At 64.5% G+C, this 25,029-nt stretch carries 26 protein-coding genes; 8 read left to right on the forward strand and 18 right to left on the reverse strand.

Annotated features, from left to right (window positions below; genetic code table 11):
* Nucleotides 1-78: 78 nt before the first annotated feature.
* Nucleotides 79-1,107 carry a UDP-N-acetylmuramate dehydrogenase gene (gene murB / locus BM136_RS14835; protein WP_092972598.1) on the reverse strand — a complete coding sequence of 343 codons (1,029 nt, stop codon included), beginning with the start codon at nt 1,105-1,107 and terminating at the stop codon, nt 79-81.
* 106 nt (nt 1,108-1,213) lie between these two features.
* On the opposite strand from murB, the gene BM136_RS14840 reads away from it, so the two are divergent.
* A complete protein-coding gene (locus BM136_RS14840; RefSeq protein ID WP_009241389.1) occupies nt 1,214-1,699 on the forward strand; it encodes a YajQ family cyclic di-GMP-binding protein in 486 nt (161 codons plus the stop codon).
* A 66-nt stretch (nt 1,700-1,765) separates the two neighbouring features.
* Here BM136_RS14840 and BM136_RS14845 read toward each other — a convergent pair whose 3' ends face one another.
* Complete coding sequence (locus BM136_RS14845) at nt 1,766-4,153, reverse strand: acylase (RefSeq protein ID WP_092972600.1); 2,388 nt, start codon at nt 4,151-4,153, stop codon at nt 1,766-1,768.
* 160 nt (nt 4,154-4,313) lie between these two features.
* On the opposite strand from BM136_RS14845, the gene BM136_RS14850 reads away from it, so the two are divergent.
* The gene (locus BM136_RS14850; RefSeq protein ID WP_092972602.1) at nt 4,314-5,330 is read left to right on the forward strand and encodes a GlxA family transcriptional regulator; all 1,017 of its coding nucleotides are present in this window, start codon (nt 4,314-4,316) and stop codon (nt 5,328-5,330) included.
* Here BM136_RS14850 and plsY read toward each other — a convergent pair.
* From plsY to queG, 7 genes are all read right to left on the reverse strand, one after another.
* Nucleotides 5,327-5,950, reverse strand: coding sequence for a glycerol-3-phosphate 1-O-acyltransferase PlsY (plsY, locus tag BM136_RS14855; RefSeq protein ID WP_092972604.1), 624 nt, complete (start codon nt 5,948-5,950; stop codon nt 5,327-5,329). The two genes, BM136_RS14850 and plsY, sit on opposite strands and share 4 nt — an antisense overlap.
* A gap of 70 nt (nt 5,951-6,020) precedes the next feature.
* The gene (gene ybaK / locus BM136_RS14860) at nt 6,021-6,512 is read right to left on the reverse strand and encodes a Cys-tRNA(Pro) deacylase (RefSeq protein WP_092972606.1); all 492 of its coding nucleotides are present in this window, start codon (nt 6,510-6,512) and stop codon (nt 6,021-6,023) included.
* Between the two features lie 22 nt (nt 6,513-6,534).
* Entirely contained in the window at nt 6,535-7,470 is a 936-nt protein-coding gene (gene xerD / locus BM136_RS14865; RefSeq protein WP_092972608.1) for a site-specific tyrosine recombinase XerD, read from the reverse strand.
* Nucleotides 7,467-7,943, reverse strand: a complete 477-nt coding sequence (locus BM136_RS14870) for a methylated-DNA--[protein]-cysteine S-methyltransferase (protein ID WP_092972610.1) — start codon at nt 7,941-7,943, stop codon at nt 7,467-7,469. The genes xerD and BM136_RS14870 overlap by 4 nt, the downstream gene beginning before the upstream one ends.
* Before the next feature lie 60 nt (nt 7,944-8,003).
* A complete protein-coding gene (locus tag BM136_RS14875) occupies nt 8,004-8,981 on the reverse strand; it encodes a tripartite tricarboxylate transporter substrate binding protein BugE (RefSeq protein WP_092972612.1) in 978 nt (325 codons plus the stop codon).
* A gap of 122 nt (nt 8,982-9,103) precedes the next feature.
* Entirely contained in the window at nt 9,104-9,754 is a 651-nt protein-coding gene (locus BM136_RS14880; RefSeq protein WP_092972614.1) for a chalcone isomerase family protein, read from the reverse strand.
* 261 nt (nt 9,755-10,015) lie between these two features.
* Nucleotides 10,016-11,167 carry a tRNA epoxyqueuosine(34) reductase QueG gene (queG, locus tag BM136_RS14885; RefSeq protein ID WP_092972616.1) on the reverse strand — a complete coding sequence of 384 codons (1,152 nt, stop codon included), beginning with the start codon at nt 11,165-11,167 and terminating at the stop codon, nt 10,016-10,018.
* A 16-nt stretch (nt 11,168-11,183) separates the two neighbouring features.
* Between queG and tsaE the strand changes: the two genes are divergently transcribed.
* Genes tsaE through BM136_RS14900 form a run of 3 tightly spaced genes read left to right on the forward strand, consistent with a single transcriptional unit; the run spans nt 11,184 to nt 13,828 of the window.
* Complete coding sequence (gene tsaE / locus BM136_RS14890) at nt 11,184-11,762, forward strand: tRNA (adenosine(37)-N6)-threonylcarbamoyltransferase complex ATPase subunit type 1 TsaE (protein ID WP_092973004.1); 579 nt, start codon at nt 11,184-11,186, stop codon at nt 11,760-11,762.
* Entirely contained in the window at nt 11,756-13,279 is a 1,524-nt protein-coding gene (locus BM136_RS14895) for an N-acetylmuramoyl-L-alanine amidase (RefSeq protein ID WP_092972618.1), read from the forward strand. The genes tsaE and BM136_RS14895 overlap by 7 nt, the downstream gene beginning before the upstream one ends.
* Nucleotides 13,280-13,282: 3 nt before the next feature.
* Nucleotides 13,283-13,828: a GNAT family N-acetyltransferase gene (locus tag BM136_RS14900; protein ID WP_092972620.1), complete on the forward strand. Its 546-nt coding sequence runs from the start codon at nt 13,283-13,285 to the stop codon at nt 13,826-13,828.
* On the opposite strand, the gene BM136_RS14905 is transcribed toward BM136_RS14900, so the two are convergent.
* The gene (locus BM136_RS14905) at nt 13,829-14,860 is read right to left on the reverse strand and encodes a bile acid:sodium symporter family protein (protein ID WP_092972622.1); all 1,032 of its coding nucleotides are present in this window, start codon (nt 14,858-14,860) and stop codon (nt 13,829-13,831) included.
* Nucleotides 14,861-14,979: 119 nt separating this feature from the next.
* Between BM136_RS14905 and BM136_RS14910 the strand changes: the two genes are divergently transcribed.
* Nucleotides 14,980-15,873, forward strand: coding sequence for a LysR family transcriptional regulator (locus BM136_RS14910; protein ID WP_004631794.1), 894 nt, complete (start codon nt 14,980-14,982; stop codon nt 15,871-15,873).
* Between the two features lie 14 nt (nt 15,874-15,887).
* Here BM136_RS14910 and BM136_RS14915 read toward each other — a convergent pair whose 3' ends face one another.
* The 7 genes from BM136_RS14915 to BM136_RS14945 form a co-directional block, all read right to left on the reverse strand.
* Nucleotides 15,888-16,646 carry a 3-hydroxyacyl-CoA dehydrogenase gene (locus BM136_RS14915; RefSeq protein ID WP_092972624.1) on the reverse strand — a complete coding sequence of 253 codons (759 nt, stop codon included), beginning with the start codon at nt 16,644-16,646 and terminating at the stop codon, nt 15,888-15,890.
* A 144-nt stretch (nt 16,647-16,790) separates the two neighbouring features.
* Nucleotides 16,791-17,459, reverse strand: coding sequence for an adenylate kinase (gene adk, locus BM136_RS14920; protein ID WP_092972626.1), 669 nt, complete (start codon nt 17,457-17,459; stop codon nt 16,791-16,793).
* A 346-nt stretch (nt 17,460-17,805) separates the two neighbouring features.
* Nucleotides 17,806-18,612, reverse strand: coding sequence for a 3-deoxy-manno-octulosonate cytidylyltransferase (gene kdsB, locus BM136_RS14925; RefSeq protein WP_092972628.1), 807 nt, complete (start codon nt 18,610-18,612; stop codon nt 17,806-17,808).
* Nucleotides 18,613-18,628: 16 nt separating this feature from the next.
* Nucleotides 18,629-18,817, reverse strand: a complete 189-nt coding sequence (locus tag BM136_RS14930) for a Trm112 family protein (RefSeq protein WP_004631803.1) — start codon at nt 18,815-18,817, stop codon at nt 18,629-18,631.
* Between the two features lie 68 nt (nt 18,818-18,885).
* The gene (gene lpxK / locus BM136_RS14935) at nt 18,886-19,935 is read right to left on the reverse strand and encodes a tetraacyldisaccharide 4'-kinase (RefSeq protein WP_092972630.1); all 1,050 of its coding nucleotides are present in this window, start codon (nt 19,933-19,935) and stop codon (nt 18,886-18,888) included.
* A 30-nt stretch (nt 19,936-19,965) separates the two neighbouring features.
* Nucleotides 19,966-20,394: an ExbD/TolR family protein gene (locus tag BM136_RS14940; RefSeq protein ID WP_004631807.1), complete on the reverse strand. Its 429-nt coding sequence runs from the start codon at nt 20,392-20,394 to the stop codon at nt 19,966-19,968.
* 28 nt (nt 20,395-20,422) lie between these two features.
* The gene (locus BM136_RS14945; RefSeq protein WP_045202714.1) at nt 20,423-21,043 is read right to left on the reverse strand and encodes a MotA/TolQ/ExbB proton channel family protein; all 621 of its coding nucleotides are present in this window, start codon (nt 21,041-21,043) and stop codon (nt 20,423-20,425) included.
* 1,114 nt (nt 21,044-22,157) lie between these two features.
* Between BM136_RS14945 and xseA the strand changes: the two genes are divergently transcribed.
* Nucleotides 22,158-23,528, forward strand: coding sequence for an exodeoxyribonuclease VII large subunit (xseA, locus tag BM136_RS14950; RefSeq protein ID WP_368073442.1), 1,371 nt, complete (start codon nt 22,158-22,160; stop codon nt 23,526-23,528).
* A gap of 147 nt (nt 23,529-23,675) precedes the next feature.
* Nucleotides 23,676-24,254 (forward strand): superoxide dismutase [Fe], encoded by a 579-nt coding sequence (gene sodB, locus BM136_RS14955; RefSeq protein ID WP_092972632.1) that lies wholly within the window; start codon nt 23,676-23,678, stop codon nt 24,252-24,254.
* A gap of 52 nt (nt 24,255-24,306) precedes the next feature.
* On the opposite strand, the gene BM136_RS14960 is transcribed toward sodB, so the two are convergent.
* Nucleotides 24,307-25,026 carry a site-2 protease family protein gene (locus tag BM136_RS14960; RefSeq protein WP_092972634.1) on the reverse strand — a complete coding sequence of 240 codons (720 nt, stop codon included), beginning with the start codon at nt 25,024-25,026 and terminating at the stop codon, nt 24,307-24,309.
* Between the last annotated feature and the right edge of the window lie 3 nt (nt 25,027-25,029).

Consider the following 25,029-nt stretch of genomic DNA (forward strand, 5'->3'; position numbering starts at 1 on the left):
ACGTCAGGCGAGGGCTGCCAGGGTCTAGACGGACGGGATGTGGCGCAAGGTGCTCAAGAAGCCCGTCCGCCGGGCTATTTACACCACCACGGGTTCGGGTTCGATGCGCACGCCAAAGCGCGCATGAACCGCGTCCTGAATCTCGCGCGCCAGCGTCATCAACTGGACCGCGCTGCCGCCGCCACGGTGCACCAGCACCAGCGCCTGCTTCTCATACACGCCCACAGCGCCGCTCTGCCGACCCTTGAAGCCGCATTGGTCGATCAACCAGCCGGCGGCAAGCTTGTAGGTGCCGTCGGGCTGCGCATACCCGACCAGATTCGGGAAGCGCGCGACCAGCGCATCGCGCGTAGCGGCATCGACGATGGGGTTCTTGAAGAAGCTGCCGGCGTTGCCAATCTCGGCCGGGTCGGGCAGCTTGCGGCGGCGGATGGTGACCACCGCATCGAAGATGTCCTGGGCCGTCGGGCTGGCGATATGTTGCGCGGCCAGCTCGCGTGCGAGTTCGGCGTAGTGCGTGTCGGACTGCCAGTCGACCGGCAGGGCGAACGTCACCTCGGTGATGACGTAGCGATCGGCGCCGGCGCGTTTGAAGACGCTGTCGCGGTAGCCAAAGGCGCAATCGGCGGCGGTAAGGGTGACGAACTCGCCGGCGTGGCGGTCGTAGGCGCGCAGGGAGTGGAAGCGGTCCTTGATCTCGACGCCGTATGCGCCGATGTTCTGGATGGGGGCCGCGCCCACCGTGCCGGGAATCAGTGCGAGGTTTTCCAGCCCAGGCAAGCCATGCGAGACGGTGTGGGCCACTAGGCCGTGCCACGATTCGCCGCCGCCTGCGGTCACGGTGTGGACTTCGCGGCCGTCGACCGTGCTTTGGCCGGCGGCGATGCCCGGAATCTCCATCAGCAGCACTAGGCCTTCGAAATCGCGCGTGAGCACGACGTTGCTGCCACCACCCAGCACCAGAACAGGCAGGCCCTGCACGCGCGGGTCGGCCAGCGCGGCGGGAATGTCTTCCGGCGTGCGCACGTGGGCGGCGTAGCGAGCGGTGGCCTCAAAACGGAACGTGTTGTGCTGGCCTAGGGGATAATGCGTGTCGAGCAACGCCATGGCGCCAAATCTGCTGGGAAAGCCGAGATTATAGAAGCCATGGCGCACGCGGCACCCGTAGCGAGGCGCCGCCGCAACCCGAATTCAAGTCTGCAAGGAGAACACGATGCCGTCGTTTGACGTGGTATGCGAAGCCAACATGGTGGAAGTGAAGAACGCCGTGGAACAGGCCAACAAAGAGATTTCGACGCGATTCGACTTCAAGGGCTCCGACTCCCGCGTCGAGCATAAGGAGCAGGAACTCACGCTGTTTGCCGATGACGATTTCAAGATCGGCCAGGTGAACGATGTGCTGATGAACAAGCTCGCCAAGCGCAACGTCGACGTGCGCTTCCTTGACTACCAGGACAAGCAGAAAATCGGCGGCGACAAGATGAAGCAGGTCGTCAAGATCAAAAAAGGCGTCTCGGGTGATCTGGCCAAGAAGATCGTCAAGACCATCAAGGACAGCAAGATCAAGGTGCAGGCAAGCATCCAGGGTGATGCTGTGCGTGTGACCGGCGCCAAGCGGGATGACCTGCAAAGCGTGATTGCCATGCTGCGCAAGGACGTGAGCGACACGCCGCTGGATTTCAATAACTTCCGCGACTGAGCCCGTCGCGCTTCCAGGCAAAACGCCCCGCACGAGCGGGGCGTTTGCATTTGCAGCGGCAAAACCTCACTGCGACAGCTTGGTCACCTTCAGTGCCGGATCGGCGGCGATGGCGGCTTCCGAGAACGGCAGCCGGTTCCAGCGCTTGGCAGAGAACTCGCGCATCTGGTCGAACGCATGCGGCGAGTCCGGATCGGTCGATTCACCGTAGGTCAGAAGCGCATCGGCCACGGGGCCCTGATCGTCGAACGTGACGGTCTGGATGTAGCTCGTGCCGAAATACACCTGCAAGCCCTTCGGCCCGATCGGCGTACTTTGCAGCTTGTTCAGCACGCCTTCGTACTCCTCGCCGCCGTGCAGGGCGATGTCGCCGCCCGGCGCATGGGCCGCTTGGACAGTGCCCAGCGGCGCGTCCAGCGCAAAGCCGGCGGTACGGACGGCACCCACGGCCTCCTTCAGGGCTTTGAACACGGCCGTGCGCACTGTTGCATCGCTCATGCGCAGGTTGCGCGGCGTGTGGATCGGATCCGCCGGGTTGAAGTCGACCGCGTAGACATGCGGGATGTCCTTGGCGTGCATCCAGAACTCGCGGAACAGGTGCGCAGCGCGAGCGTCGACGTTGTCCGTGAGGTTCCATTGCGCAAGGGCAGCGCAGCCATCGCGCACATCGGCATCGAGGTTGTCCGTGGCTTTGCAGGCGGCGAGCAGATCATCGCGCACGAGGTGGCCGGCGAGGTTGGCGTCACGGAAGATCATCGCCTGCAGGTTCGGCAGGTTGACCTTGTTGCCGGGCAGCCCGTCGGTGCCGGCGAGGCGGCGCTCGATCTCGATCAGGCCGATGCGGGTGCGCAGGCGTTGCGGTACGTCGGTCGAGCCCATCACCGGTGAGAACCCGGTCATCTTATGCGCCGGATTGCTCAACCACGAGCTGTCGTTGCTGTTGGCGACGTAGTCATCGCGCTCCAACACCGGCATGCGTGCGGGCGCCACCAAGCCCGGCACGGGCGATGCCGGATCGACCTGCCAATTGCACGCACTGCGTGAGCCGTCGAGCAGCACCAATCCCACGCCCTTGAACAGCTTGTCGGCCAGCGGAGACGGCGCGCAACGCTTGAGCGCTTCAGCCGACACATCCGGCGTGGTCGACACGTCGGCAAACAGCGCACGGCCGTTGCGGTCGGTGGCAATCGTGTTCACCCAGGGGATGCCGAGGTTGCTGATGGCCTGCCGGATGCCCGCCACGTCCTTGGCCTGCGCGATATGCAGCCACGTATCGATGGAGCGCGTGTTGTTGCGATTGACGTCGCGCAGCGTGTAGGCCTTTTGCGAGGTCCATGGCATGCCACCGGCGGGCATCGACAGCACCGGCCCGTACACCGTGTTGTAGAAGGTGTGCGTGCGCCGCTCGGTGCGGCCGTCTGGCAACTTCACGTCAAACGCGACGGTGCGCGTCGTCATTTTGTGCGGCTTGCCGTCGATCAGGTAGGTGGTCGGATCGCCCTCGGCCAGTTTCAATTCGAACAGCGTGAAGCGGCGGCCGGTGGAAACGGTGTGCGTCCATGCCACGTCTGTGTTGAAGCCGATGCTGACGACGGGGAACGCGGCAATCGACGCACCCATCACGTCCAGCTTGCCGGGCACGGTCAAGTGGACCTGGTAGAAGCGGTTGGTGGTCGTCCACGGGAAGTGCGGGTTGCCGAGCAGCACACCGCGACCGTTGTCCGTGGCGGCCTTGCCGAAGGCCCATCCGTTGGAGCCGATCGGCATGTCGCGCAGTTGAAGGTCGCGGTCGAGTGCAGCGGTGTCGACGGCATGCGGTGGAATGACCGCCGAGGCAGGCGCGCCGCCCGGCGGCTGCGCGGCGACGATGCTCGCCAGTATGGCGCCCGCGCTGGCCTGGATGGCCTTCTCTTCGCCCATTAGCATCATGTCGGCCACCGTGAGGGGGCGGACCCATTCCGCATTGCGGCAGGCTGCGGGGCGGTTCGCGGCCGGCGTGTCTTTCAGATAGCGGTTGTAGCCCGCGATGTAGCCGCGCAGCAGCTCGCGCGCTTCAGGCGACATTTGCGCATAGCCAGCGCGCAGGCCAGCTTCATCAAACGCACTCTTGAAGAAGGCGTCGGCTTGCGCGTTGGGCACCGGTTTGAACGACACCACGACGGTGCCGTCTGGCCCGAATGTCTTCGAGCGCTCGCCGTGGACAGTGACGACCTGGTCGGCGAGCAGGCACACGTTGTCCTGCGCATAGGCATAGGCCATCCCGAAGCCGAGGCTGGCGTAGTCGTTGGCCCGGATGTGCGGAATGCCGAAGCGGGTGCGGCTGATTTCGGCCGAAAGGCCGGTGTCCGAAGGCGTGGCCCAGCCGCTGTCTGTGCTGGCGCAGCCGGCCAGTGCCGCAAGCGCGGCCATGGCAAGCGTGGCGCGCGGTGCGAAACCCTGCATGAATCGCTGCATCGTGCGTTGTCTCCTGAGGTCGGTGTTGTTATGGGCGGTTGCGTCTGCGCGCAGCCGTCGCCGCATCGTCAATCGGGCTGGTCCTATTCGAAAGAGGTATTCCCGCCAAAATTGGGGTCGATATCGCCACGCGGATTGTGGCCCGCGCCTATACTCGTGCATGCCCAGAATCGACCTGCTGACCTATCCCGACGTCGCCTTTTCTACGTTGGCGACCGCTGCCGACACGCTTGGCGTGGCCAATGCGCTGGCCTCCATGCAGGCGGGCAAGCGGACCGATGCTGCCAAGACGCCGGTGTTCGGTTGGCGACTCATTGCGCGAGACCCGTCGCGTTGGCAGGCTGCGGCAGAAACGCTCGCGTGCTCTTGTGACGCACTACCGGAAGAGGACACGCAGCTTGGTGATGCGTTGATCGTCCCCCCGCTGCATTTCGACCACATCGGCACGCTGGAGCAGCGTCTGGCCTTGCTGGAAGTGGAACGCGCCACGGTCCGCCGTTATCTGGATGCAGGACGGTTGGTAGCGTCATCCTTCACAGGCGTGGCGATGCTGGCCGACGTGCTGCCGCCCGGCCAGCGCCTCACCGTCACGTGGCTGATTGCCGGATGGGTGCAGGGCAATTTCCCCAGTCTGAAGGTGGTGCCGGCGCAGGCCATCATCAGCAGCGGCAACGTCATCACGGCGCGGGCCATGGAGCATGGCGTGGCGCTCATGCACCGCGTGGTTGCACGGCTGGCTGATGCGCGGCTCGCGCGCACGCTGGGCAATACGGTGCTCGATCACCCCTCACGCGGCGAGGCGATCGGCATCTGGCTGCGCAGCAAACCGGCCATCCGCGACAGCGTTGTGCTGCGCGCCCGGCGTTACCTGCAGCAGCATCTGCACGAACCGTTTGATCTGGGGAAACTCGCCGCCGTCGCCTCGACCAGCGAGCGGACGTTGTTGCGGCATTTCACGAAAACGGTGGGGATGTCGCCGCTGCAATTGCTGCACCGGCTGCGCGTGGAACGCGCGTGCCACCTGTTGGAAGTCAGCACGCTGAGCCTGACGACGATTGCCGAGCAGTGCGGCTATCAAGACATGTCCGCCTTCCGGCGGTTGATCCGGCGGCACACGGGCCGGCCGCCGGGGGAGCATCGGCGCGCGCATTCGGTGCGCGCCGAGCTGCGAAATTAAGCGGCCTTTTTCTTCTCGCCGATGCGGCTTTCCTTGCCGGCCAGCAGCTTGGCGATATTGGCACGGTGGCGCGCGATGAGCAGCACCGCCATCAGCGCAACCGCCCCGGCAATCCAGTCGAAGCCGTTCATCAGCACGTAGAAGAACGGCGCGAACACCGCCGACACCAGCGCCGCCAGCGACGAGTAGCGGAAGAACACGGCGATGATGAGCCACGTAGCCAGCGTGGCCAGCCCGAGCCACACGTTCAGCGCCAGCAGAATGCCCGCCGCCGTGGCCACGCCCTTGCCGCCTGCAAAGCGGTGGAAGACGGGAAACAAGTGGCCCAGGAACACGGCGATCACCACGAGCGCGATGCCGGTCTCATCTACGCCAAAGCGTGGCGCCAGGAATAGCGCCAGCCACACCGCCAGCCAGCCCTTGGCCGCATCACCGAGCAGCGTGATGATGGCTGCCTTCTTGTTGCCCGAACGCAGCACGTTAGTGGCGCCGGGGTTGCCCGAGCCGTAGGTGCGTGGGTCTGCCAGACCCATGGCGCGGCTCACCACCACGGCAAACGAAATCGAGCCGATCAGGTAGGCGGCCACGGCAAAAATGACGGTTGCGACGACTGGTGACATATGGAATGTGAGAAATCAGGCTGCGGGATTGTAGCGTGGCCGCAAGCGTGCCCCAGCGGCGGCGTTCGTTTCAATCGGGGTTTGCACAATTGACGGGCTGCGCGTTCAGCACCGACGTCAGCACGCTGGGCGCCAGGCTCACCAGAAAGCCGCGCCGCCCGCCGTTGATGTAGATGCGCTCCAGCTCCAGCACGCTCGCCTCCACGTACACCGGCATCGCCTTACGCACGCCAAACGGCGATGTGCCGCCGACGAGGTAACCGCTATGCCGCTGCGCTACCTCGGGCTTGCACGGGTGCACGGTCTTCCGGCCGGTCTGCCGCGCGAGGTTCTTGGTCGAGACCGAGCAATCGCCGTGCATCAGCACGATCAGCGGCTTGGCGTGCTCGTCTTCCATGACAAGCGTCTTGACGACGGCGTGCTCGTCCACGCCAAGTTGGCGGGATGACTCGGTCGTGCCACCCTTGTCGACGTAGTCGTAGGTGTGTTCGGTAAAGGCCACGCCATGCGCCTTGAGGTACTGCGTGGCGGGCGTCTCGGAAACGTGCTTGGACTTGCTCATACGGGGCAGGGAAGAACGATCACTATCCGCGCGGATGGTGCTGCGCGTGCAGCGTGCGCAGCCGCTCGCGCGCGACGTGGGTGTAGATCTGCGTGGTGGAAATATCCGCGTGGCCGAGCAGCATCTGCACCACGCGCAAGTCTGCGCCGTGGTTGAGCAGGTGCGTGGCAAACGCGTGCCGCAGCGTATGCGGAGACAACGGCGCGTGGATATCGGCGAGCAGCGCATAGCGCTTGATGAGATACCAGAACGCCTGGCGCGTCATGCCTTCTCCGCGCGCGGTGACGAACAGCGCATCCGCCGTGCGCTCGCCGAGCAGCGCCGTGCGGCCATCGCGTAAATAACGCCGCAGCCAGTCGCCCGCTTCGGCGCCAAACGGCACCAGACGATCCTTGCCGCCCTTGCCGCCGACCACGCGCACCACGCCTTCATTCAGGCCGACTTCCACCGTTTTCAGCGCGACGATTTCCGACACGCGCAGCCCGCTCGCATACATCAGTTCGATCATCGCGCGGTCGCGCAGGCCGAGCGGCGTGTCGACATCGGGCGCGTTGATGAGCGCCTCGACTTGCGTTTCAGACAGCGTCTTCGGAAAGCGCGGCGGCTGCTTGGCCGTCGGCAGCAGTCGCGACGGATCGGTGCTCACAACGTGCTCGCGCAGCGCCCACTGGAAGAAGCGCTTGAACACGGTGCGGCGCCGGTTGGCAGACGATGCCCGGCTCTCGGCGTGGCGTGCGGCAAAGTAATCGGCCAGGTCGCCGTCTTCGGTTTCGGTGATGGACTTGCTGCGCTCGGCCAGCCAATGCGCATAAAGCGTCAGGTCGCGCCGGTACGCATCGAGCGTATTGCGGGCGAGGCCGTCCTCCAGCCACAGTGCGTCGCAAAAGCGTTGGATGGCATCTGCGCTTTGTGGCGGCAGGGCCGAGGATTCGGGGTCTTTCTGTGCAGCCTTTCTCATATCAGCATCACGCCTTCGTGGCGCAGCAGCCAGTGCTTGATGTTCAGCAGGTAGCCATCTGTGTGGTGCGAAAACCCGCCGATGCCGGACGCGCTCACCACGCGGTGGCAAGGGATGAGGATCGGGAACCAGTTGTCGCCGCACGCCTGCCCGACCGCGCGCGGCACGCTGCCGATCTGTTGCGCGATGGTGCCGTAGGTGATGACGCTGCCGCACGGGATGGCGCTGATGACCTGCCACACGCGGTGCTGGAAGTCCGTGCCGGCGGGCGCGAGCGGGATATCGAAGGTCGCGCGGGGATTGTCGTAGTACGCGTCGAGCTGGCGGGCCAGCTTGGCGATCAACGCGTCTGATGAATCGACGATGGGCGTGCTATCGGGCAGGTAAACGAGTTCACGCAGGGCGCCGTCGGCCACGCGCACGCCCAGCTTGCCGAAGGGCGCTTCCAGAACGGCGTCGAAAGGGGGGGGCATGACAGGGGCCGGCGCTAAAAACAATCCTGCGAATCTAGCACAGGCCCCCGGCGGGTAGCGTTACTGATCCAGCTTGATGTTCTGCTGCTTGACCAGCGTGCGCATCTTGTCGAATTCACGCTTGATCTCGGCCGTGTATTGCTGCGGCGTATTGCCGACGGGCTCGGCACCGGCACCGCGGAATCGATCGACCAGGCCCGGATCTTTCAGCGCCTTGACCGAAGCTTCGTTGAGCTTGCGGATGATGTCGTCCGGCGTGCCGGCTGGCGCGACAAGTCCGTACCAGGCCGGGTCATTTGCGTCCTTCAGGCCGACTTCGGCAAAGGTGGGCACGTCGGGCAGGCTATCGATGCGCTTGTTCCACGCCACCACAATGGGCCGCAGCTTGCCGCTCTTGATGAACTGCATGGACGAGGGCAGGTTGTCGACCATGATCGGCACCTGGTTGGCGAGCACGTCGTTCAGCGCAGGCCCAGCGCCGCGGTATGGCACATGGACCATCTGCGTTTTGGTCAGCACCTTGAACTCTTCGCCCAGCATGTGGCCGATGCCGCAGGTGCCCGATGTCGCGAATGAATATTTGCCGGGGTTGGCCGTCAGCGCCGCGACAAACTCCTTGTAGTTCTTGGCCGGAAAGGTTGGGTTGACCGCAATCACGTTGGCCACGGTGGCCAGGTTGGTGATCGGCTTGAAATCCTTGAGCGGGTCGTACGAAAGCTTCGGGTTGCACGCCGGGTTGACGGCATGCGTGGAGACGGTGGCGATGCCGATCGTGTAGCCGTCCGGCGCAGCCTTGGCGATGGCATCTGCGCCGATCGAACCGCCGCCGCCGCCCTTGTTTTCCACCACCACGGCCTGGCCCAGCACCTTGGAAAGCTGGTCGGCCACGCCGCGGCCCACGATGTCCGTCGTGCCGCCCGGCGGAAACGGAATGATCAGCTTGAGCGGCTTGGCGGGGTAGTTGTCGGCCAGCGCCGGCCCGCACAACAGCGTTCCAGCGGTGGCGATCAGGCTGGCGATCAGTCGTCCCTTGGTCATCGTCTCTTCCTTGTAGCTTGGTGTGCGTTCTGCGTTCTTGTGGGGAAACTGCTGAATAGCACAACGGCAAACGCCAGCCACACGGCAACCGGGGAAACCCTGAAAAGCCAATCGTCAGATTGTCAGGTTCCGAGCAACCCGCTTTTCAGATCGCGGTCGACCGGGCTGTTGCCGATGAAGATGCTGAGCACAGCCTGGTAGAAATCTTCGCCGGGGATGGCCTTGGTGCGCGCCACGCCATTGATGCTGATGGTGGTGCCGGCATCGGGCGCGTAGTCGAAGTTGATGGTGTCGCCGCGCTTGGTGGAGCCAATCTGGCGCATCGCGTCTTCCAACTGCGTCAGACGGTTGGCCAGCCTCTGCAACTGAATTTCCGTCTGGTTTCGGTGGATGCCGTCGTTCAGCGCGTGGATGAACGTATCGGCGCCCACATCGCGCAGCGGGTGGATCTGCAGCCGCTTCGGCCCCTTCATACCGAGGATGACCGCCGCGTTCTTCGCACGCTCGGGCAGGTACAAGCCGGCGACATAGCCCTTGATGACAAATACTGAACGCAGGCCCGTGCCGTTGAGTAGCAGTTCGTGGCCGGCCACGCGTGCGGCGTCATCGAATGGCACGCCCTCGACGTTCACCGTTGCCCATGCCGGGCTTGCGCACGCAGCGCAGAGCATCGCGCCCATGACGCCGCCACGCCACGCACGTGCCATCCAGAATGAGCGGGCACAGACAGCAACTTGCAAGGCGCGACGGAGATGAACAAGAGCGGAAAACATCGAAGTGAGCGGTTTGAGATTAAGCCGCCATTTTCCCGATATTTTATTTGCAAACAATCAGTGTCTGCCCTGATGCGCAAGCGTTTGCGTACGAGGTGGTATAAGGCCCTGCCGACGTCAGTCTTAAGCGGTATTCACAAGCTTGTGTTAGACGCGCGTTGTTTTGTTTTTAAAACAATCGGTAGGCCACGTGAAAAACTAGATTAAGAGCGCGTCACAATGTTCATACGCGGGTGTGATCAACCGCAGGAAGTGCTCACGTCATTGGGCGAGCGCCCATGCGACGTGTTCGCGGACGAGCGCCGAGGTGTCATCTGCGCGTGCATGGAGGGCGGCTGTCAGTTGCGTGCGAGTGGCATCCGAGAGCGGGCCGCGCAGCGCGTTACCAATCGCCACGGCAATGTTGCGCAGCCAGCGCTCGTGGCCGATGCGACGGATCGGACTGCCTTCCAACCGCTGGTTGAATTCGGCGTCGGTCCAGTTGAACAGCTCAGCTAACGTGGCCGCATCCAACCCGTTGCGCACGTCAAAGTCGGGCAGGTTGGCCGGCACTGCAAACTTATTCCACGGACAGATGAGCTGGCAGTCGTCGCAGCCGTAGACGCGGTTGCCCATCGCCGCGCGCAGCTCAACCGGAATGCTGCCCTTGTGCTCGATGGTCAGGTACGAGATGCAACGGCGTGCGTCGACCGTGTATGGCGCGACGATGGCCCGCGTGGGGCAGACGTCGATGCAGCGTGTGCAGTTGCCGCAGTGTGGCTCCACGGGCGGATCAACGGGAAACGGCAGATCGACGAGGATTTCACCGAGGAAGAACATCGAGCCCGCATCGCGGTCCAGCAGCAGCGTGTGTTTGCCGCGCCAGCCCAAGCCGCCGTTGGTAGCCAGTGCCACTTCCAGCACCGGTGCTGAATCGGTGAACACCCGAAAGCCGTACGGCCCCACGGCACCGGCAATCTTCTCTGCCAGCTTTTGCAGGCGCTGGCGCAGCACCTTGTGATAGTCGCGGCCGCGTGCATAGAGCGAGACGGTGGCGTCTTCGGGGCGGCGCAGGCGGTCCCACTCGACGGCACGCCAGTCGCTGCCGGCCATTCGCGGATTATCCAGATGTGGCAGATACGGCATCCGCGCGACGATGGCGCGTACCGTTCCGGCAACAAGTTCGGCCGGGCGGGCGCGGAGCATGCCATGGTTCGCCATATAATCCATGTCACCGTGAAACCCCTGCGCAAGCCATGTCTGAAGCCCTTCTTCAGCATGCGACAGGTCGACATCGGCGATGCGGACCGCATCGAAACCGAGTTCGGCGCCCCAGGAGCGAATCTGCGCCACAAGCGCGTGCATGCCGGCCGCATCGGCTGGCAAGCGTGCATCCAGGTTCGTTTCTGGTGATGACGTGGGGGTGGCGGACATGCCCAAATTGTACGCAATGCCCACCGTGCTCTCTGCTGAAGCGCCTTCTGGTCTGACCTCTCCGCTCGCCGAGCGCACGCTTTCGCTCGTCGATGAAGCGGCCACGTCGGCGTTTGGCGCGGCGCTCGCGCAGGCGGTGCTGGCGCTGGGCCCGCGACCTGTGCAGGTGCAACTCTCGGGTGATCTGGGCGCGGGCAAGACGACGCTCTCGCGCACCATCCTGCGCGGCCTCGGACATACCGGGCGCGTGCGCAGTCCCACCTATACGCTGGTCGAGCCGTACGACGTTGCCGGAACTACGGGCACGCAAAAGGTCTATCACTTCGACCTGTACCGCTTTGCCGATCCCGAAGAATGGACTGACGCAGGGTTCCGCGATTGCTTTGCCGAACCTGCGCTGTGCCTGGTCGAATGGCCAGAGAAAGCGCAGGCGCTGCTCGGCACGCCCGATCTGCACATCGCTTTATCGGTCGACGTTGTGCACGAAACCTACGATGACGGCGTTGAGCATGCACCGCGCGCAGCACGCCTGAGCGCTCGCACGCAGACCGGCCTTCAACTTCTACAGTCGTTGCAACACCTGTTCCCATGCTGATCAAGCATCTGCCGACCGACCAACCGGATGATCCTAGCCTGCCAAGCCAGGCACGCCGCCAATGGCTCACGCGCATGGCGAAGGCCGGCGCAGGCACGGTGATCCTGAGCCTGGTGGGCCCGCAGATCGCACGCGGCGCCAATATCGTCGCCGTGCGCGTGTGGCCCGCCGAGGACTACACGCGCGTGACCATCGAATCAGACGTCGCGCTCAAGGCCACGCATCAGCTCATCAAGGATCCGGATCGCCTGATGGTCGACATCGACGGGCTCGACCTGAACCCGACGTTGCGCGAGTTGGTGGCCAAGATTGCGCCGAACGATCCGTACATCCGACAGGTGCGCGTGGGCCAGAACCGGCCGAGCGTCGTGCGCCTGGTGTTCGACCTGAAGGAAAGCGTCAACCCGCAGGTGTTCACGTTGCTGCCGATTGCCGGCTATCGCAACCGGCTTGTGTTCGACCTGTACCCGACCAACCCGCCCGACCCGCTGATGCAGCTCGTGCAGGCCACCGAGGGCAAGCAGGAGCGCTTTGCCGCGTCAGGTGGCACGCCGATGCCAGAACCGTCGGATGACGACGATCCAATCGCCGCGCTGGCACGCCGCAACAGCGGCGGCAGCCCGATCAAGACGCCGATCGAAGAGCCGCAGCCCCCGGCGCTTGCCAACCGCACGCCGCCGCGCAGGACACCGCCGGCGACCTCTGCGCACCCTCCGTCGACGCTTGCCAACGCGCCCAACACGCCGCCGCTGGAGATCGTTCCCGAGCAACCGGTGCCGCGCGCGCTGTCGAACGGCCCGCGCATGCGTCGCCTGCTCACGGTCGCCATCGACCCGGGTCATGGCGGCGAAGACCCGGGCGCCACGGGCGGTGCCGGCACGCACGAGAAAGACGTGGTGCTGTCGATCGCCCGCATGCTCAAGGCCAAGATCGACGCCCAGCCCAACATGCGCGCCATGATGACGCGCGATTCCGACTACTTCGTCCCGCTGGGCGTGCGTGTGCAGAAGGCACGCCGCGTGCAGGCGGATCTGTTCGTCTCCATCCATGCCGATGCGTTTCTTTCGCCGGAGGCGCGCGGGGCATCGGTGTTTGTGCTGTCCGATCGAGGTGCCTCGAGCGCGCAGGCCAAGTGGCTCGCCAACAAGGAAAACGCTGCGGACATGATCGGCGGGGCGAATCTCGGCTCGAAAGACGCGCAGGTCACGCGCGTGCTGCTGGACTTGTCGACCACCGCGCAGATTACCGACAGCATGAAGGTCGGCAGGGCGGTGCTGGACCAGATTGGTGGCATCAACCGGCTGCACAAGGGGCAGGTCGAGCAGGCGGGCTTTGCGGTGCTCAAGGCGCCGGATATTCCGTCCATCCTGGTCGAGACGGCGTTCATCTCCAACCCGGAAGAAGAAGCCAAGCTCAACGATCTGGGCCACCAGAACCAGCTTGCCGACGCCATCTTGCGCGGCATTCGGGCCTACTTTGCCAAGAACCCGCCGTTGTCGCGCAACCCGGGCGTCTGATGCATGACGACGCTCGTACTGCGCGAAGGCGGTGCGTCTGACGCCAGCACCATCGCTGACATCCACACGCGGAGCTGGCAGAGCGCATATCGCGGGCTCGGTATCCTGTCCGATGCGTATCTCGACGACATGGCCAACGTAGAGATGCAGGCCAAGTGGCATGAACGCATGACTGCACCCGTGGCTGGGCAATGCGTGTGGTGTGCCGATCTGGACGGCGAAACCATTGGTTTTCTCTGCACCCTGCGTGAAGACGGCACGCCTTGGGGTGCGCTCGTCGACAACCTGCATCTGCTGCCGGCGTCACGCGGCCATGGCGTCGGCAAGCGCCTGATGGGCGAAGCGGCGCGCTGGACCGCGGCCCAGGGCATCACACAGTTGCATCTGCTGGTGTACGAGGCGAACACCGCCGCGGTCGGCTTCTACGAAGCCCTGGGCGGTGTGCCGGTCAGCCGGGATTGGCTGGAGACGGCCGATGGCGGGTACGCCTGGGTGCGCACCTACCACTGGCCGGAAGCGGAACTTGCGGGTCTGATGGGCTTGCGCTGATCAAGCCAGGCGGCTGGCCGGGGCGCCAGCGCCAGCCTCCGCGTGGGCAACGCGATCCGCATACCTGCGCGCCAGCGTCGAGCATACGATCAACTGCAACTGGTGATAGATCATCAGCGGCAGCACGATGAGGCCGAGCGCGGGGTTGCCGGCAAACAGGATCTTCGCCATCGGCACGCCGTTCGCCAGGCTCTTCTTCGAGCCGCAGAACACGGCGGTGATCTCGTCGGCCAGATTGAAGCCTGCGCGCCGTGACAGCCATGTCGTCGCACCCAGCACGACGAACAGCAGTGCACCGCTCATGATGGCCACCGCCACGATGGTCTCCCACGGATACTTCGACCACACACCCGCATGCGTCGAATCGGCAAACGAGTTGAACACGATCAGCAGGATCACCGCGCGGTCGACTTTGTTGATGATCGCCTTGTGCTTGTTGATGAACCCGCCGATGACCGGGCGCAGCAACTGGCCCAGCACGAAGGGCAGCAGCAGTTGCTCGGCCACGCCCAGCAGCGCCTTGCCGACCGACAGGTCCGCGCCCGACGCCTTGATCACGAAGCTCATCAGCAGCGGCGTGGCGATCATGCCGATCAGCCCTGAGATGGTCGCGTTGAAGATGGCGGCCGGCACGTTGCCCTTGGCCATGGCCGTCATCGCCACCGACGACGACACCGTGGACGGCAGCGCGCACAGATAGAACACGCCCAACAGCAGCTCAGCCGGAATGAACGGCTTGCACACAAACAGGATGACCGCGCCAATCAGCGGAAACAGGATGAAGGTGCAGCTCTGCACGAACAAATGCAGGCGCCAGTTGCGCGCGCCTTCGACGATTTTCTCGCGCGAGAGCGCCGCGCCGTGCAGGAAGAACACCAGCGACACGCCGACGATGGTGACGATGTCCAGCCGCAGCGGACCTTCGCTCGCGCCAAGCGCGGGGAAGAACAGGGCCAGCGCGACCATCACCAGCATGGCGCGAATGAACCCGTCGATATGGGACAACAACGGAGACAGAAGCGGAATCTTCATGTGCGTGCGCAGTCACCGTTACGTGACGGCGCGGGTTGGATGGCGGGATAGACGCTATTGCACAACATCCCTATCTAGAATACAAATGCATTGATCGAATCAATTCATACGTCGTTAGCATGAATGTGACCCTGCGCCAGTTGCGCGTCTTTCTTGCGGTGGCACGTGCGCACAGCTTCAGTCGCGCCGGCGACACCATCGGCCTGACACAGCCGGCGGTGAGCCGCTCGATTTCCGAACTGGAAGGCGAACTGGGCTTGAAGTTGCTCGACCGCACCACCCGCGAAGTCGTGCTGACGGAAGTGGGGCGCTCGCTGGCGACGGCGCTCGACCGCCTCGTGGCCGACCTCGACGACACGTTGCAGCAGGCGCGCCAGGTGAGCGAGCAGCGGCGCGGGCGGGTGGTGGTGGCATCCAGCCCGACCGTGTCGACACGTCTGATGCCGGTGTACGTGGCGGAGTGCGCGGTGCGCTATCCGGATATCCGCATGATCGTGCGTGACTCCGTGCAGGTCGATACGCTGCAATTGATCCGCACGGGCGGAGCAGATTTCGGTGTGGTGGTGGAGCCGCTCGATACCGAAGGCCTGTGGACCGAGCCGCTGCTGATCGATCCGTTTTGCCTCGTCTGCCGCAAGGATCACCCGTTCGCGCAGCGCAGCAGCGTGCGGTGGAAAGATCTGCATCGCACAGCGGTCGTCCTGCTCGATCACGCCTCGGGCAGTCGCCCGCTTATCGACCGCATCTTCCTGCGCCACGGCGTTCACCCTGACGTTGCGCAGGAGATGGGTCACAGCAGCGCCGTGTTTGGCATGGTGGAAGCGGGCATCGGCGCGGGCGTCGTGCCGTCGCTGTCGTTGCCGCTACCGTCGTCGTCGCCATTGGTGGCGGTGCCGCTGTCGCCCAAGGAGACGCGCGCCATTGTGCTGGCGCGGCGGCATGACAGGTCGCTCTCGCCGGCGGCCGAGGCAGCGTGGCAGATGATCCGCCGGATGGCGCTGCCAGCCGCCTAACCACCTGACCGCGCTTATTTCGGCTGCATGCGGATGGCGCCATCCAGGCGGATGGTTTCGCCATTGAGCATCGGGTTCTCGACGATCGCGCGCGCGAGTTGCGCATACTCTGCCGGCTTACCGAGGCGCGGCGGAAACGGCACCATCTTGCCCAGCGCGTCCTGCACTTCCGCCGGCATGCCGAGCAGCATCGGTGTCTCGAAAATGCCCGGTGCAATGGTCATCACGCGGATGCCGTCGCGCGACAGGTCACGTGCAATCGCCAGCGTCATCGCCACCACGCCGCCCTTTGACGCCGCGTAGGCCGCCTGACCAATCTGCCCGTCAAATGCCGCCACCGATGCCGTGTTGATGATCACGCCGCGCTCGCCGCCGGCATTGGGTGTGTTGCCGGCCATGGCCGTCGCGGCCAGGCGGATCATGTTGAACGTGCCGATCAGGTTGATGTTGATCACGCGTGCAAATTGGTCCAGCGGGTGCGGCCCCGTCTTGCCCACCGTGCGCGACGCCGTAGCGATACCCGCGCAGTTCACCAGCCCGCGCAACGTGCCCAGCGACGTGGCGGCGTCCACCACCGCTTGGCCATCCGTTTCAGACGTGACATCGCAGCGCACGAAGCGGCCGCGCAGTTCCTGCGCCAGCGCGGTGCCGGCGGCCTCGTTCAGGTCGGCAATCACCACCTTGCCGCCGGCTTCGGCCAGCATCCGTGCCGTACCTGCGCCCAGTCCCGACGCGCCGCCGGTAACGATGAATACCTGATCGCGAATCTCCATGCCGTGTCTCCTCGTTTGTGGATTGCGAGTTACTTGACGTTTACGTCAACGTCATATGGTAGCGCGAAGCGGCCAGCGATCGTCCAAAAAAAAGCGCCTCATGATCGAGGCGCCTTTTTCCTGGCGGGTATTTGTGAGGTGCGCTTAGTCCTGCAGGGCACCGAATACGCGGGCCGTGATTTCGTCCACGTTGCCCATGCCGCTGATCTTGCGGTACTTCGGCGGCGCAATCTTGGCGGCACCATTGCCGTTGGCGGCCCACTGCGAGTAGTAATCCACCAGCGGACGCGTCTGGTTTTCATACACGTCCAGGCGCTTGCGCACGGTCTCTTCCTTGTCGTCGTCGCGCTGGATGAGCGGTTCGCCGGTTTCGTCGTCCACGCCTTCGGTCTTGGGCGGGTTGTACTTGACGTGGTACGTGCGGCCGGATGCCACGTGCACGCGGCGGCCGCTCATGCGCTCAATGATGGCGTCGAACGGCACGTCGATTTCCAGCACGTAGTCGATTGCCACGGCGGCATCTTTCATGGCTTCCGCTTGCGGAATGGTGCGCGGGAAGCCGTCGAACAGGTAGCCGTTCTTGCAGTCAGGCTGTTGCAGGCGGTCCTTTACGAGGCCGATGATGATGTCGTCCGACACCAGGCCGCCGGCATCCATTACCTTCTTCGCTTCAATACCCAGCGGGGTACCTGCCTTGACAGCCGCGCGCAGCATGTCGCCGGTGGAGATCTGCGGAATGCCGAACTTTTCGCAGATGAATTTGGCTTGCGTACCTTTGCCGGCGCCGGGCGCGCCCAACAGAATCAACCGCATGGTGACGAGTTCCTCAAGTTTTCGAATCCTGTCGCGCTGTCAGGCCGTATAAAGCGCGTTGGGAATCGGTCCGAGAGGGCGGATTCCCAATACGCCTGATGATCAAGCCATGGCGACGCAATCGACGCAAACAGGCAGCCTAGCGGGCGAAGTTGACGCCAGCCTTACCGGACTCTGGGGAATCAGGCGTCCGCCGGACGGCGGCACCCATGGCTCGATTTGTCTCCCTGTCGCCGCTGTGGCGCCTGCGTGGGCGCCGTCATGCGGCTTGTCGTCCTCGCGATTATGCCATGGCGGGGCCGGGGTTTTGGCAGCCCCGCGCGCAAAGTTCAGAGAAATCGCGGCTTCAGGGGCCGTCCTGGGCCAGGAGTTCGCCCCAGGCAGCACGAACCCGGGCGAGGTCTTCGGGGGTGTCGACACCGGCGGCGGGAGCGTCATCGGTGGTCAGCACGGCAATGCGTTCGCCGTGCCACATGGCGCGCAGCTGCTCCAACTGCTCCGTCTGTTCGATGGGGGCGGCGGCCAATTGCGGGAAGCGGCGCAGGAATCCGGCGCGGTACGCATAGATGCCGATATGGCGCAGCACGGGCATGGACGGCAGCGGGCGCTCCGCAACGGACCGCGCCATGACGGCGGGCGTCCACGTGTCGCGCGCCCAGGGCAGCGGCGCGCGCGAGAACAGCAGTGCGCGCTCGGCAGCGTCCAGCACGACTTTGACGACGTTCGGGTTGAAGATGTCGGCCGGGTCGTGGATGGGGTGGGCAGCGGTGGCGATGGCGCAGTCGGGGTGATCGCGCAGGTGCGCGGCCACGTTGTCGATCAGCGTCGGTGCGATCAGCGGTTCGTCGCCTTGCACGTTGACGACGATGGCGTCGTCGGGCAGGCCCAGCACGGTGGCCACTTCGGCGAGGCGGTCGGTGCCGGAGGCGTGGTCGGCGCGCGTGAGCACGGCTTCCACGTGATGCTGCATGCAGGCGTCGGCGACCGACGCGGCATCGGTGGCGACCACCACGCGTGCGGCGGATGACTGATGCGCGCGTTCAGCCACGCGCACCACCATCGGCTTGCCGTCGATATCGGCCAGCGGTTTGTTGGGCAGCCGCGTGGACGCCAGCCGCGCGGGAATGACAGCGATGAACGGCGCGTGCGACATGGCGGCGACCTTCGTATCAGGCCGGGTCGACCGGCGTGCCTTCCACGGTCTGGCGCGCTTCGTCAGCCAGCATGACCGGGATGCCGTCGCGGATCGGGTAGGCCAGCTTGTCGACGTGGCAGATCAGTTCATTGTTGGCGCGGTCGTGTTGCAGCGTGCCCTTGCACAACGGGCAGACGAGGATTTCCAGCAGGCGATTGTCCATGGCGGTAGAGGCTCCGTGGCGGCCGCTCAAAAGGTAGGGCGGCGCGCCGGTACAGCGGAAGGGTGGCGTTATTGTGCGCTTGCCTTGAGCGTTGCGCGATCGGCCAGGGCGCGCACGCGCTGGCAGACCTGTTCGACCAGCGCCGCGTCGACCACCGGTGTGGTCGGCACCACCCAGATGCGCGGGTCGTCGAGATGGCCGCATTTTACGGCATCCTTTTCGGTGATCAGGATGACCTCGGCGTGGCTGTCGGTGAAGGGGCTGTTGGCGAAATCGTAGTGATCGGGCAACGGCAGCGTGCTCGGCTTGAGGCCGGCGGCGCGCAGCGATGCGAAGAATCGCTCGGGGTTGCCGATGCCGGCCGCGGCCAGCAATTGCCCGCCTTCGATGCGTGCGAACTGGGCGAGCGGGCGACGCAGCGCCGGGTCGGCCAGGTTGTAGGTGTCCTGCAGCTCGAGGTGCATGCCGAAGACGTCCGGGCGGTCGGGCGTGGCGCGGTAGTTCGGGTCGTTGATGAGCGTGGCGTCACGGCGGCGCGTCATCGGCTCGCGCAACGGGCCGGCGGGCAGCAGGAAGCCGTTGCCGCCCATGCGCGTGTCGAACACGATGATTTCGATATCGCGGCGCAGGCGATAGTGCTGGAGGCCGTCGTCGCAGACGATCACGTTGCAGCCCGGGTGCGAGGCCAGCAGCGTCTGCGCGCACAGCACGCGGTCGGGGAAGACCCACACCGGCAGGTCGGTGGCGCGGGCGACGAGCAGTGGTTCATCGCCGACGTCTTCTGCGCGGGAGTGTTCGCGCACAGGGCGCGGATGCTTCAGTTGCGCACCGTAGCCGCGCGAGACGATGCCCGGCCGCAGGCCGGCTTCAGCCAGCGCCGACGCCAGCGCAATCACGGCGGGCGTCTTGCCGGCTCCGCCCACCGTCACGTTGCCGATCACCACCACCGGCATCGGCAGTTGCACCGAGCGCAGCACGCCCGTGCGGAACAGCAGCCGGCGCAGGGCGCTCACCCCACCAAACAGCCACGACAGCGGCCACATCACCCACGCAAACCAGCCACGTTGCTGCCATTGGCGGGTGACGAAGCTGGCGAAACGGTGCTGGGCGACGGGCATTCGGCGTGATTGTGATTTAGAGGCAGTCTCTTAGCGGGCGTTGCCGGTTTGCGTGGCGAAGGTCAGGTGCGAGAGACCGGCCACACGTGCGGCTTCCATGACATTCACCACCGCCTGGTGCGCGGCCTGCGCATCGGCGTTGACGATGACGATGGGCTCAGGGCCGCCGGCCTTGCCTGCGGCATTGCGCAGGGCGTCGGCCAGGCTGGTGACATCGCGCGTGTCGAGCACTTGCTTGTCGACAGAGTAGACGCCGTTGGCAGTGACGGACACGACGATCTGACCTGGGCGCTCGGTGGCCTTTTCGGCCTCGGCGGTGGGTAGGTTGACCTTCAGTTCGGTGTAACGGGAATACGTGGTCGTGATCATCAGGAAGATGAGAATCACGAGCAGCACGTCGATCAGCGGGATCAGGTTGATCTCCGGCTCTTCGCGGGCACGGCGCGGGCGGAAGCGCATGGCTGTTTCCAGTAGGGCGTTGCCCGGATCAGCCGCGCCGCGGCGGCAGGATCGCGTCGAGGTACGTGGTGGAGAGATGCTCCAGCTCGACCACGTAGTTATCGACCACGCCACGGAAGTAGCGCCAGAAGATCAGTGTGGGGATGGCCACCACCAGGCCCAGCGCCGTGTTGTACAGCGCGACCGAGATACCGTGCGCCAGCGCCTGCGGGTTTGTGCCCGCGGCGGTCTGGCTGCCGAAGATCTCGATCATGCCGACCACCGTGCCGAACAGGCCCATCAGCGGCGCCACCGAGGCAATCGTGCCGAGCGCGTTCAGATAGCGCTCCAGGCGGTGCGCCACGTTCTGGCCGGCTTCCTCCACCACTTCCTTGGCGGCATCGCGAGTGGTGTTCGGATGCAGCACCACATGGCGCAGCGCAGCGGCCAGCAGCCGGCCCAGCGGCGAGCCCTGTTCCAGCGTGTTCACCACTTCTGGGGTGGCGCGGCGCTGATGCGCGACGGCCAGCGCCTCGTCATACACCTTGGGCGGAATGATCTTCTTGCGTTGCAAGGCGACGAAGCGTTCGATGATGAGCGCGAGTGCGAGCACCGAGGCGATCAATAGCGGCCAGATCGGCCAGCCGGCGGCTTGAATGATGGAAAACACTGGACAACCCGTTTTGTCGTTGTGGAAGGAGTGTGATTCTGTTCTGGTTTGCTGCTTGTGCCGTCCGCGTCCCCGAACGCTGTCCGTTGCGGCAAAAACAGGCAGCACTCTAGCGCGTCGGACCTGCCACGGCAACACGATGGCGTGGCATCGCGACATGCGCAGACAATGGTCAACGCGTTGTCACGAAAGATGCTGGCCGCACAATCCACAGCCGCGCGGGACAGTCTTGTGGACGGGTTGTGGACATTGCCCGAACAAGCAAACTAAGTGCTTGATGCGAAAGGGAGTTCGGGGCCGTGCTTAAAAAATATGCAAACGGCATTTTGGGGGGCAATCCGTGAACAAGCGCTTTCTGATCCGGTAAAACGGCGCGTAATCCCCACGCCTGCGGGACAGTTGTGTGGATGGGTTGTGGACATTGCCCCAACAAGTACGTTAAGTGCTTGATCCAAAAGGAAGTCCAATGATGTGCTCAAAAATGAAGCAACCAGGGTTTTTTGCGTGGATCCGGAGAAAAACGAGGAGGCGCCTCGAAAAAGCGCGAGGAAATCCACACCCACACGGGACAGTCTTGTGGACGGGCTGTGGACATTGCCCGGACAAGCACCTTAAGTGACTGATTCAAAAGGGTGTTCGAGGCGTCGCTTAAAAATTGTGCAGCGGGGTTTCACCCGAAAAAATTGGGATGCGCGGCCCGAACGTGTGAGAATCGACGGCCGATTTATCCACTGCCCAGGCGTCACACCACGGTTTTCCAGCGCCGCTGTGGATAACTTTGTGAACATCCTTGGGGCGCCTGCGCTAAATGCTTGACGCAGAACGAAATTACTTGCGCTGCTGAAATTTTGACATGAATGGATTTTTCATAAAAATCAAGGGGTTGCGTCAAAATGCAGAGAGCGAGTCACCCGGCCTCTGTCAAGCTTGACAACCACGTTATGCTGTGGACAGGTAGCCCGCTCAGCGTCTATTGCCTCCCCTATTCAAGGTAGAAGTCGCCCCAAAGCCTCATTGTTTTGCGCTCCTCGCACCACTTATGACCCCGCCGCCGTCCTCCCGCCGCCCATTTTGGATAGATGCCACCGCACCCACGCCCGCATCCCCCCCTGAGATGTCGGCCACACCAGCCGCTGCGTCTGTACCGGGTCGGGGCTCGCAGGACGTGCTCACCGTCAGCGACGTCAACCGCCGCATTGCGGGGCTGCTTGAACGCAACTTTCCGCTGGGTTGGGTGCGGGGCGAGATTTCCAACTTCACGCGCGCGGCTAGCGGACATTGGTATTTCTCACTCAAGGATGCGGGCGCGCAGATCCGCTGCGTGATGTTCAAGGGTCGCAACCAGTACGCCGATTTCACCCCCTGCGAAGGCGAGGCCGTCGAAGTGCGCGCGCTGGTCACGCTGTACGAAGCGCGCGGCGAATTGCAATTGAGCGTTGAAGCCATCCGCCGGGCTGGCCTGGGCAATCTGTACGAGGCTTTCCTGCGGCTGAAGGCCGCGCTGGAGGCGCAAGGCTTGTTCGAAGCCGACCGCAAACGCCCCTTGCCGCGGCATCCGCGTGCGATTGGCGTGGTGACGTCGCTGCAGGCGGCGGCCTTGCGCGACGTGCTGACCACGCTGCGCCGGCGCGCTCCGCATGTGCCGGTGGTGGTCTATCCCGTGCCGGTGCAGGGCGCCGGTGCGTCAGAGCGCATCGCTGCCATGCTGGAGCGGGTCAATGCCAGGGCAGAGGTCGACGTGGTCATCCTGTGTCGGGGCGGCGGCAGCATTGAAGACCTATGGGCCTTCAACGAAGAGCCGGTGGCGCGCGCGGTGGCCGCATCGGACATTCCCATCGTGGCGGGCGTCGGGCATGAAACAGATGTGACCATCGTCGACTTTGTGGCCGACGTGCGGGCACCCACGCCCACCGCGGGCGCCGAACTCGTCAGCCCCGACCGTGCCCGCATGCTGCGCGATGTGGGGCGCGACTGGGATGCGCTCTCCGCACAGTTCCGCCGCCAGCTCGATCGCCGCGCGCAGACCGTCGATTGGCTCGCGCGCCGCCTGCGCAGCCCGCAGGCGCAGATGCGCGAACGCCGCACGCAACTCGCCCATCTGGAGGGCCGTCTGCGTTTTGCCCTCACCGGCCGCGTGCAGCGCGCGGAACATCTCCGACGTCTGCTGACGATGCGCCTGGCCGCAGCCCGCCCCGACGCCACGCGAGAGCGCACGCGCCTGCAGCAAGCCGAAGCGACGCTGGCACGCGTCATGCGAGACAGGCTGGCCCGCGCGCAGGAGCGTCTGGCCCGTCAGCACAGCGGGCTGGAACTGCTGGCGCCGCAGCGCACGCTGGAGCGTGGTTATGCGGTGCTGCTCGATGCCAAGGGCCACGCCATTCGCGATCCGAACGCACTGCATGCCCGGGCGCGCATCGAGGCCCGGCTGGCGTTAGGCACGGCCGATATCGAAATCGCCCGGGTGCAACCGAAGCTCGAACTGTGACCGGCGCATGACCTGATAGCGGCAACGATCGCGATTCCGCACGCGTTTAGCGGGTATTCCGACTATTTGGCATGCGGTTTGCGCCGGTTTTGCAAGTCTCCTACAATCGTCGCTCCCAACCTGTACAACCCACAGAAGGCAAGAACAATGGAACACACGCTCCCCCCGTTGCCGTACGCCCAAGACGCTCTGGCGCCGCACATCTCCAAGGAAACGCTGGAGTTCCACTACGGCAAGCACCACCAGACCTACGTCACGAACCTGAACAACCTGATCAAGGGCACCGAGTTCGAGAACCTGAGCCTCGAAGACATCGTCAAGAAGTCCTCGGGTGGCGTGTTCAACAACGCCGCACAGGTCTGGAACCACACGTTCTACTGGAACGGCCTGAAGCCGCAAGGCGGTGGCGCACCGACCGGCGCGCTGGCTGACGCCATCAACGCCAAGTGGGGCGGCTTCGACAAGTTCAAGGAAGAGTTCACCAAGACGGCCATCGGCACGTTCGGTTCGGGCTGGGCCTGGCTGGTGAAGAAGGCCGACGGCTCGCTGGATCTGGTGTCGACCTCGAACGCCGCCACGCCGCTGACGACCGACGCGAAGCCGCTGCTGACCTGCGACGTGTGGGAACACGCCTACTACATCGACTACCGCAACGCCCGTCCGAAGTACGTCGAGGCGTTCTGGAACCTGGTCAACTGGGACTTCGTTGCCAAGAACTTCGCCTAAGACGAATCGCTCCGGCGATCCAGAAAGAACCTCCGCACAAGCGGAGGTTTTTTTATGCGCGCACGCTGCCGAGCATGTCGTGCAATTCGTGGCTCATCATCGCCAGAAAGACGACCAGGCCGATGTAATACACCGTGTAGGTCAGGCGAGATTCGTTCGAGATGCTGTAATACGCGCGGTTTTCCGGCGCATGCGGGTCGTAGCGCCACGCCTTCATCAACTGCGGCACGGCCAGCACAGCGATCAGGATCAGGATCGGACTCGGCCGCCAGACGAACAGCGCCACCAGCACCGGCACGCCCAGAAACCAGATGCGCGGCGACAGCACCGCCGTAATCCGTCCACCGTCAAACGGTGAGAGCGGGATCAGGTTGAACAGGTTGAGGAAGCAGCCGGCGTAGGCCAGCGCAAGCAGCAACTGGCTTTCGGTGTAGCGTGCGAGCCCGTAGCAGAGCATCGCGCCCACCGTGCCGGCGACGGGCCCGGCCAAGCCGATATGGGCCTCGGTTTCCACATCCATCGGCTGCTCTTTCAGGTCGATCCATGCGCCCACGAACGGGATGAAGGTGGGCGCCCCCACCGCCAGCCCGCGTTGGCGTGCCGCCATGAAGTGGCCCATCTCGTGGATGAACAGCAGCACCACGAAGCCCACCGCATAGCGCCAGCCGAACACGAAGGCATAGGCGGCCACCGACAGCAGCATCGTGCCGCCGGTGGTCAGCAGCTTGCCGAACTTCAGCCCGGAAAACAGCAGAATCAGCAGCTTGGCCACGGC

Source organism: Ralstonia sp. NFACC01 (assembly GCF_900115545.1).
GTDB lineage: Bacteria > Pseudomonadota > Gammaproteobacteria > Burkholderiales > Burkholderiaceae > Ralstonia > Ralstonia mojiangensis.

What these genes read in the sequence shown, in the direction of transcription:
- BM136_RS14910 (WP_004631794.1), top strand. Translation starts at nt 14,980, where the DNA reads ATGAATGTGACCCTGCGCCAGTTGCGCGTCTTTCTTGCGGTGGCACGT.
- xerD (WP_092972608.1), bottom strand. Translation starts at nt 7,470, where the DNA reads ATGAGAAAGGCTGCACAGAAAGACCCCGAATCCTCGGCCCTGCCGCCA.
- BM136_RS14940 (WP_004631807.1), bottom strand. Translation starts at nt 20,394, where the DNA reads ATGCGCTTCCGCCCGCGCCGTGCCCGCGAAGAGCCGGAGATCAACCTG.
- lpxK (WP_092972630.1), bottom strand. Translation starts at nt 19,935, where the DNA reads ATGCCCGTCGCCCAGCACCGTTTCGCCAGCTTCGTCACCCGCCAATGG.
- BM136_RS14915 (WP_092972624.1), bottom strand. Translation starts at nt 16,646, where the DNA reads ATGGAGATTCGCGATCAGGTATTCATCGTTACCGGCGGCGCGTCGGGA.
- BM136_RS14875 (WP_092972612.1), bottom strand. Translation starts at nt 8,981, where the DNA reads ATGACCAAGGGACGACTGATCGCCAGCCTGATCGCCACCGCTGGAACG.
- tsaE (WP_092973004.1), top strand. Translation starts at nt 11,184, where the DNA reads ATGCCCACCGTGCTCTCTGCTGAAGCGCCTTCTGGTCTGACCTCTCCG.
- sodB (WP_092972632.1), top strand. Translation starts at nt 23,676, where the DNA reads ATGGAACACACGCTCCCCCCGTTGCCGTACGCCCAAGACGCTCTGGCG.
- BM136_RS14850 (WP_092972602.1), top strand. Translation starts at nt 4,314, where the DNA reads ATGCCCAGAATCGACCTGCTGACCTATCCCGACGTCGCCTTTTCTACG.
- adk (WP_092972626.1), bottom strand. Translation starts at nt 17,459, where the DNA reads ATGCGGTTGATTCTGTTGGGCGCGCCCGGCGCCGGCAAAGGTACGCAA.
- BM136_RS14905 (WP_092972622.1), bottom strand. Translation starts at nt 14,860, where the DNA reads ATGAAGATTCCGCTTCTGTCTCCGTTGTTGTCCCATATCGACGGGTTC.
- BM136_RS14870 (WP_092972610.1), bottom strand. Translation starts at nt 7,943, where the DNA reads ATGCCCCCCCCTTTCGACGCCGTTCTGGAAGCGCCCTTCGGCAAGCTG.
- plsY (WP_092972604.1), bottom strand. Translation starts at nt 5,950, where the DNA reads ATGTCACCAGTCGTCGCAACCGTCATTTTTGCCGTGGCCGCCTACCTG.
- BM136_RS14845 (WP_092972600.1), bottom strand. Translation starts at nt 4,153, where the DNA reads ATGCAGCGATTCATGCAGGGTTTCGCACCGCGCGCCACGCTTGCCATG.
- murB (WP_092972598.1), bottom strand. Translation starts at nt 1,107, where the DNA reads ATGGCGTTGCTCGACACGCATTATCCCCTAGGCCAGCACAACACGTTC.
- BM136_RS14880 (WP_092972614.1), bottom strand. Translation starts at nt 9,754, where the DNA reads ATGTTTTCCGCTCTTGTTCATCTCCGTCGCGCCTTGCAAGTTGCTGTC.
- ybaK (WP_092972606.1), bottom strand. Translation starts at nt 6,512, where the DNA reads ATGAGCAAGTCCAAGCACGTTTCCGAGACGCCCGCCACGCAGTACCTC.
- BM136_RS14930 (WP_004631803.1), bottom strand. Translation starts at nt 18,817, where the DNA reads ATGGACAATCGCCTGCTGGAAATCCTCGTCTGCCCGTTGTGCAAGGGC.
- BM136_RS14840 (WP_009241389.1), top strand. Translation starts at nt 1,214, where the DNA reads ATGCCGTCGTTTGACGTGGTATGCGAAGCCAACATGGTGGAAGTGAAG.
- BM136_RS14900 (WP_092972620.1), top strand. Translation starts at nt 13,283, where the DNA reads ATGACGACGCTCGTACTGCGCGAAGGCGGTGCGTCTGACGCCAGCACC.
- queG (WP_092972616.1), bottom strand. Translation starts at nt 11,167, where the DNA reads ATGTCCGCCACCCCCACGTCATCACCAGAAACGAACCTGGATGCACGC.
- xseA (WP_368073442.1), top strand. Translation starts at nt 22,158, where the DNA reads ATGTCGGCCACACCAGCCGCTGCGTCTGTACCGGGTCGGGGCTCGCAG.
- kdsB (WP_092972628.1), bottom strand. Translation starts at nt 18,612, where the DNA reads ATGTCGCACGCGCCGTTCATCGCTGTCATTCCCGCGCGGCTGGCGTCC.
- BM136_RS14895 (WP_092972618.1), top strand. Translation starts at nt 11,756, where the DNA reads ATGCTGATCAAGCATCTGCCGACCGACCAACCGGATGATCCTAGCCTG.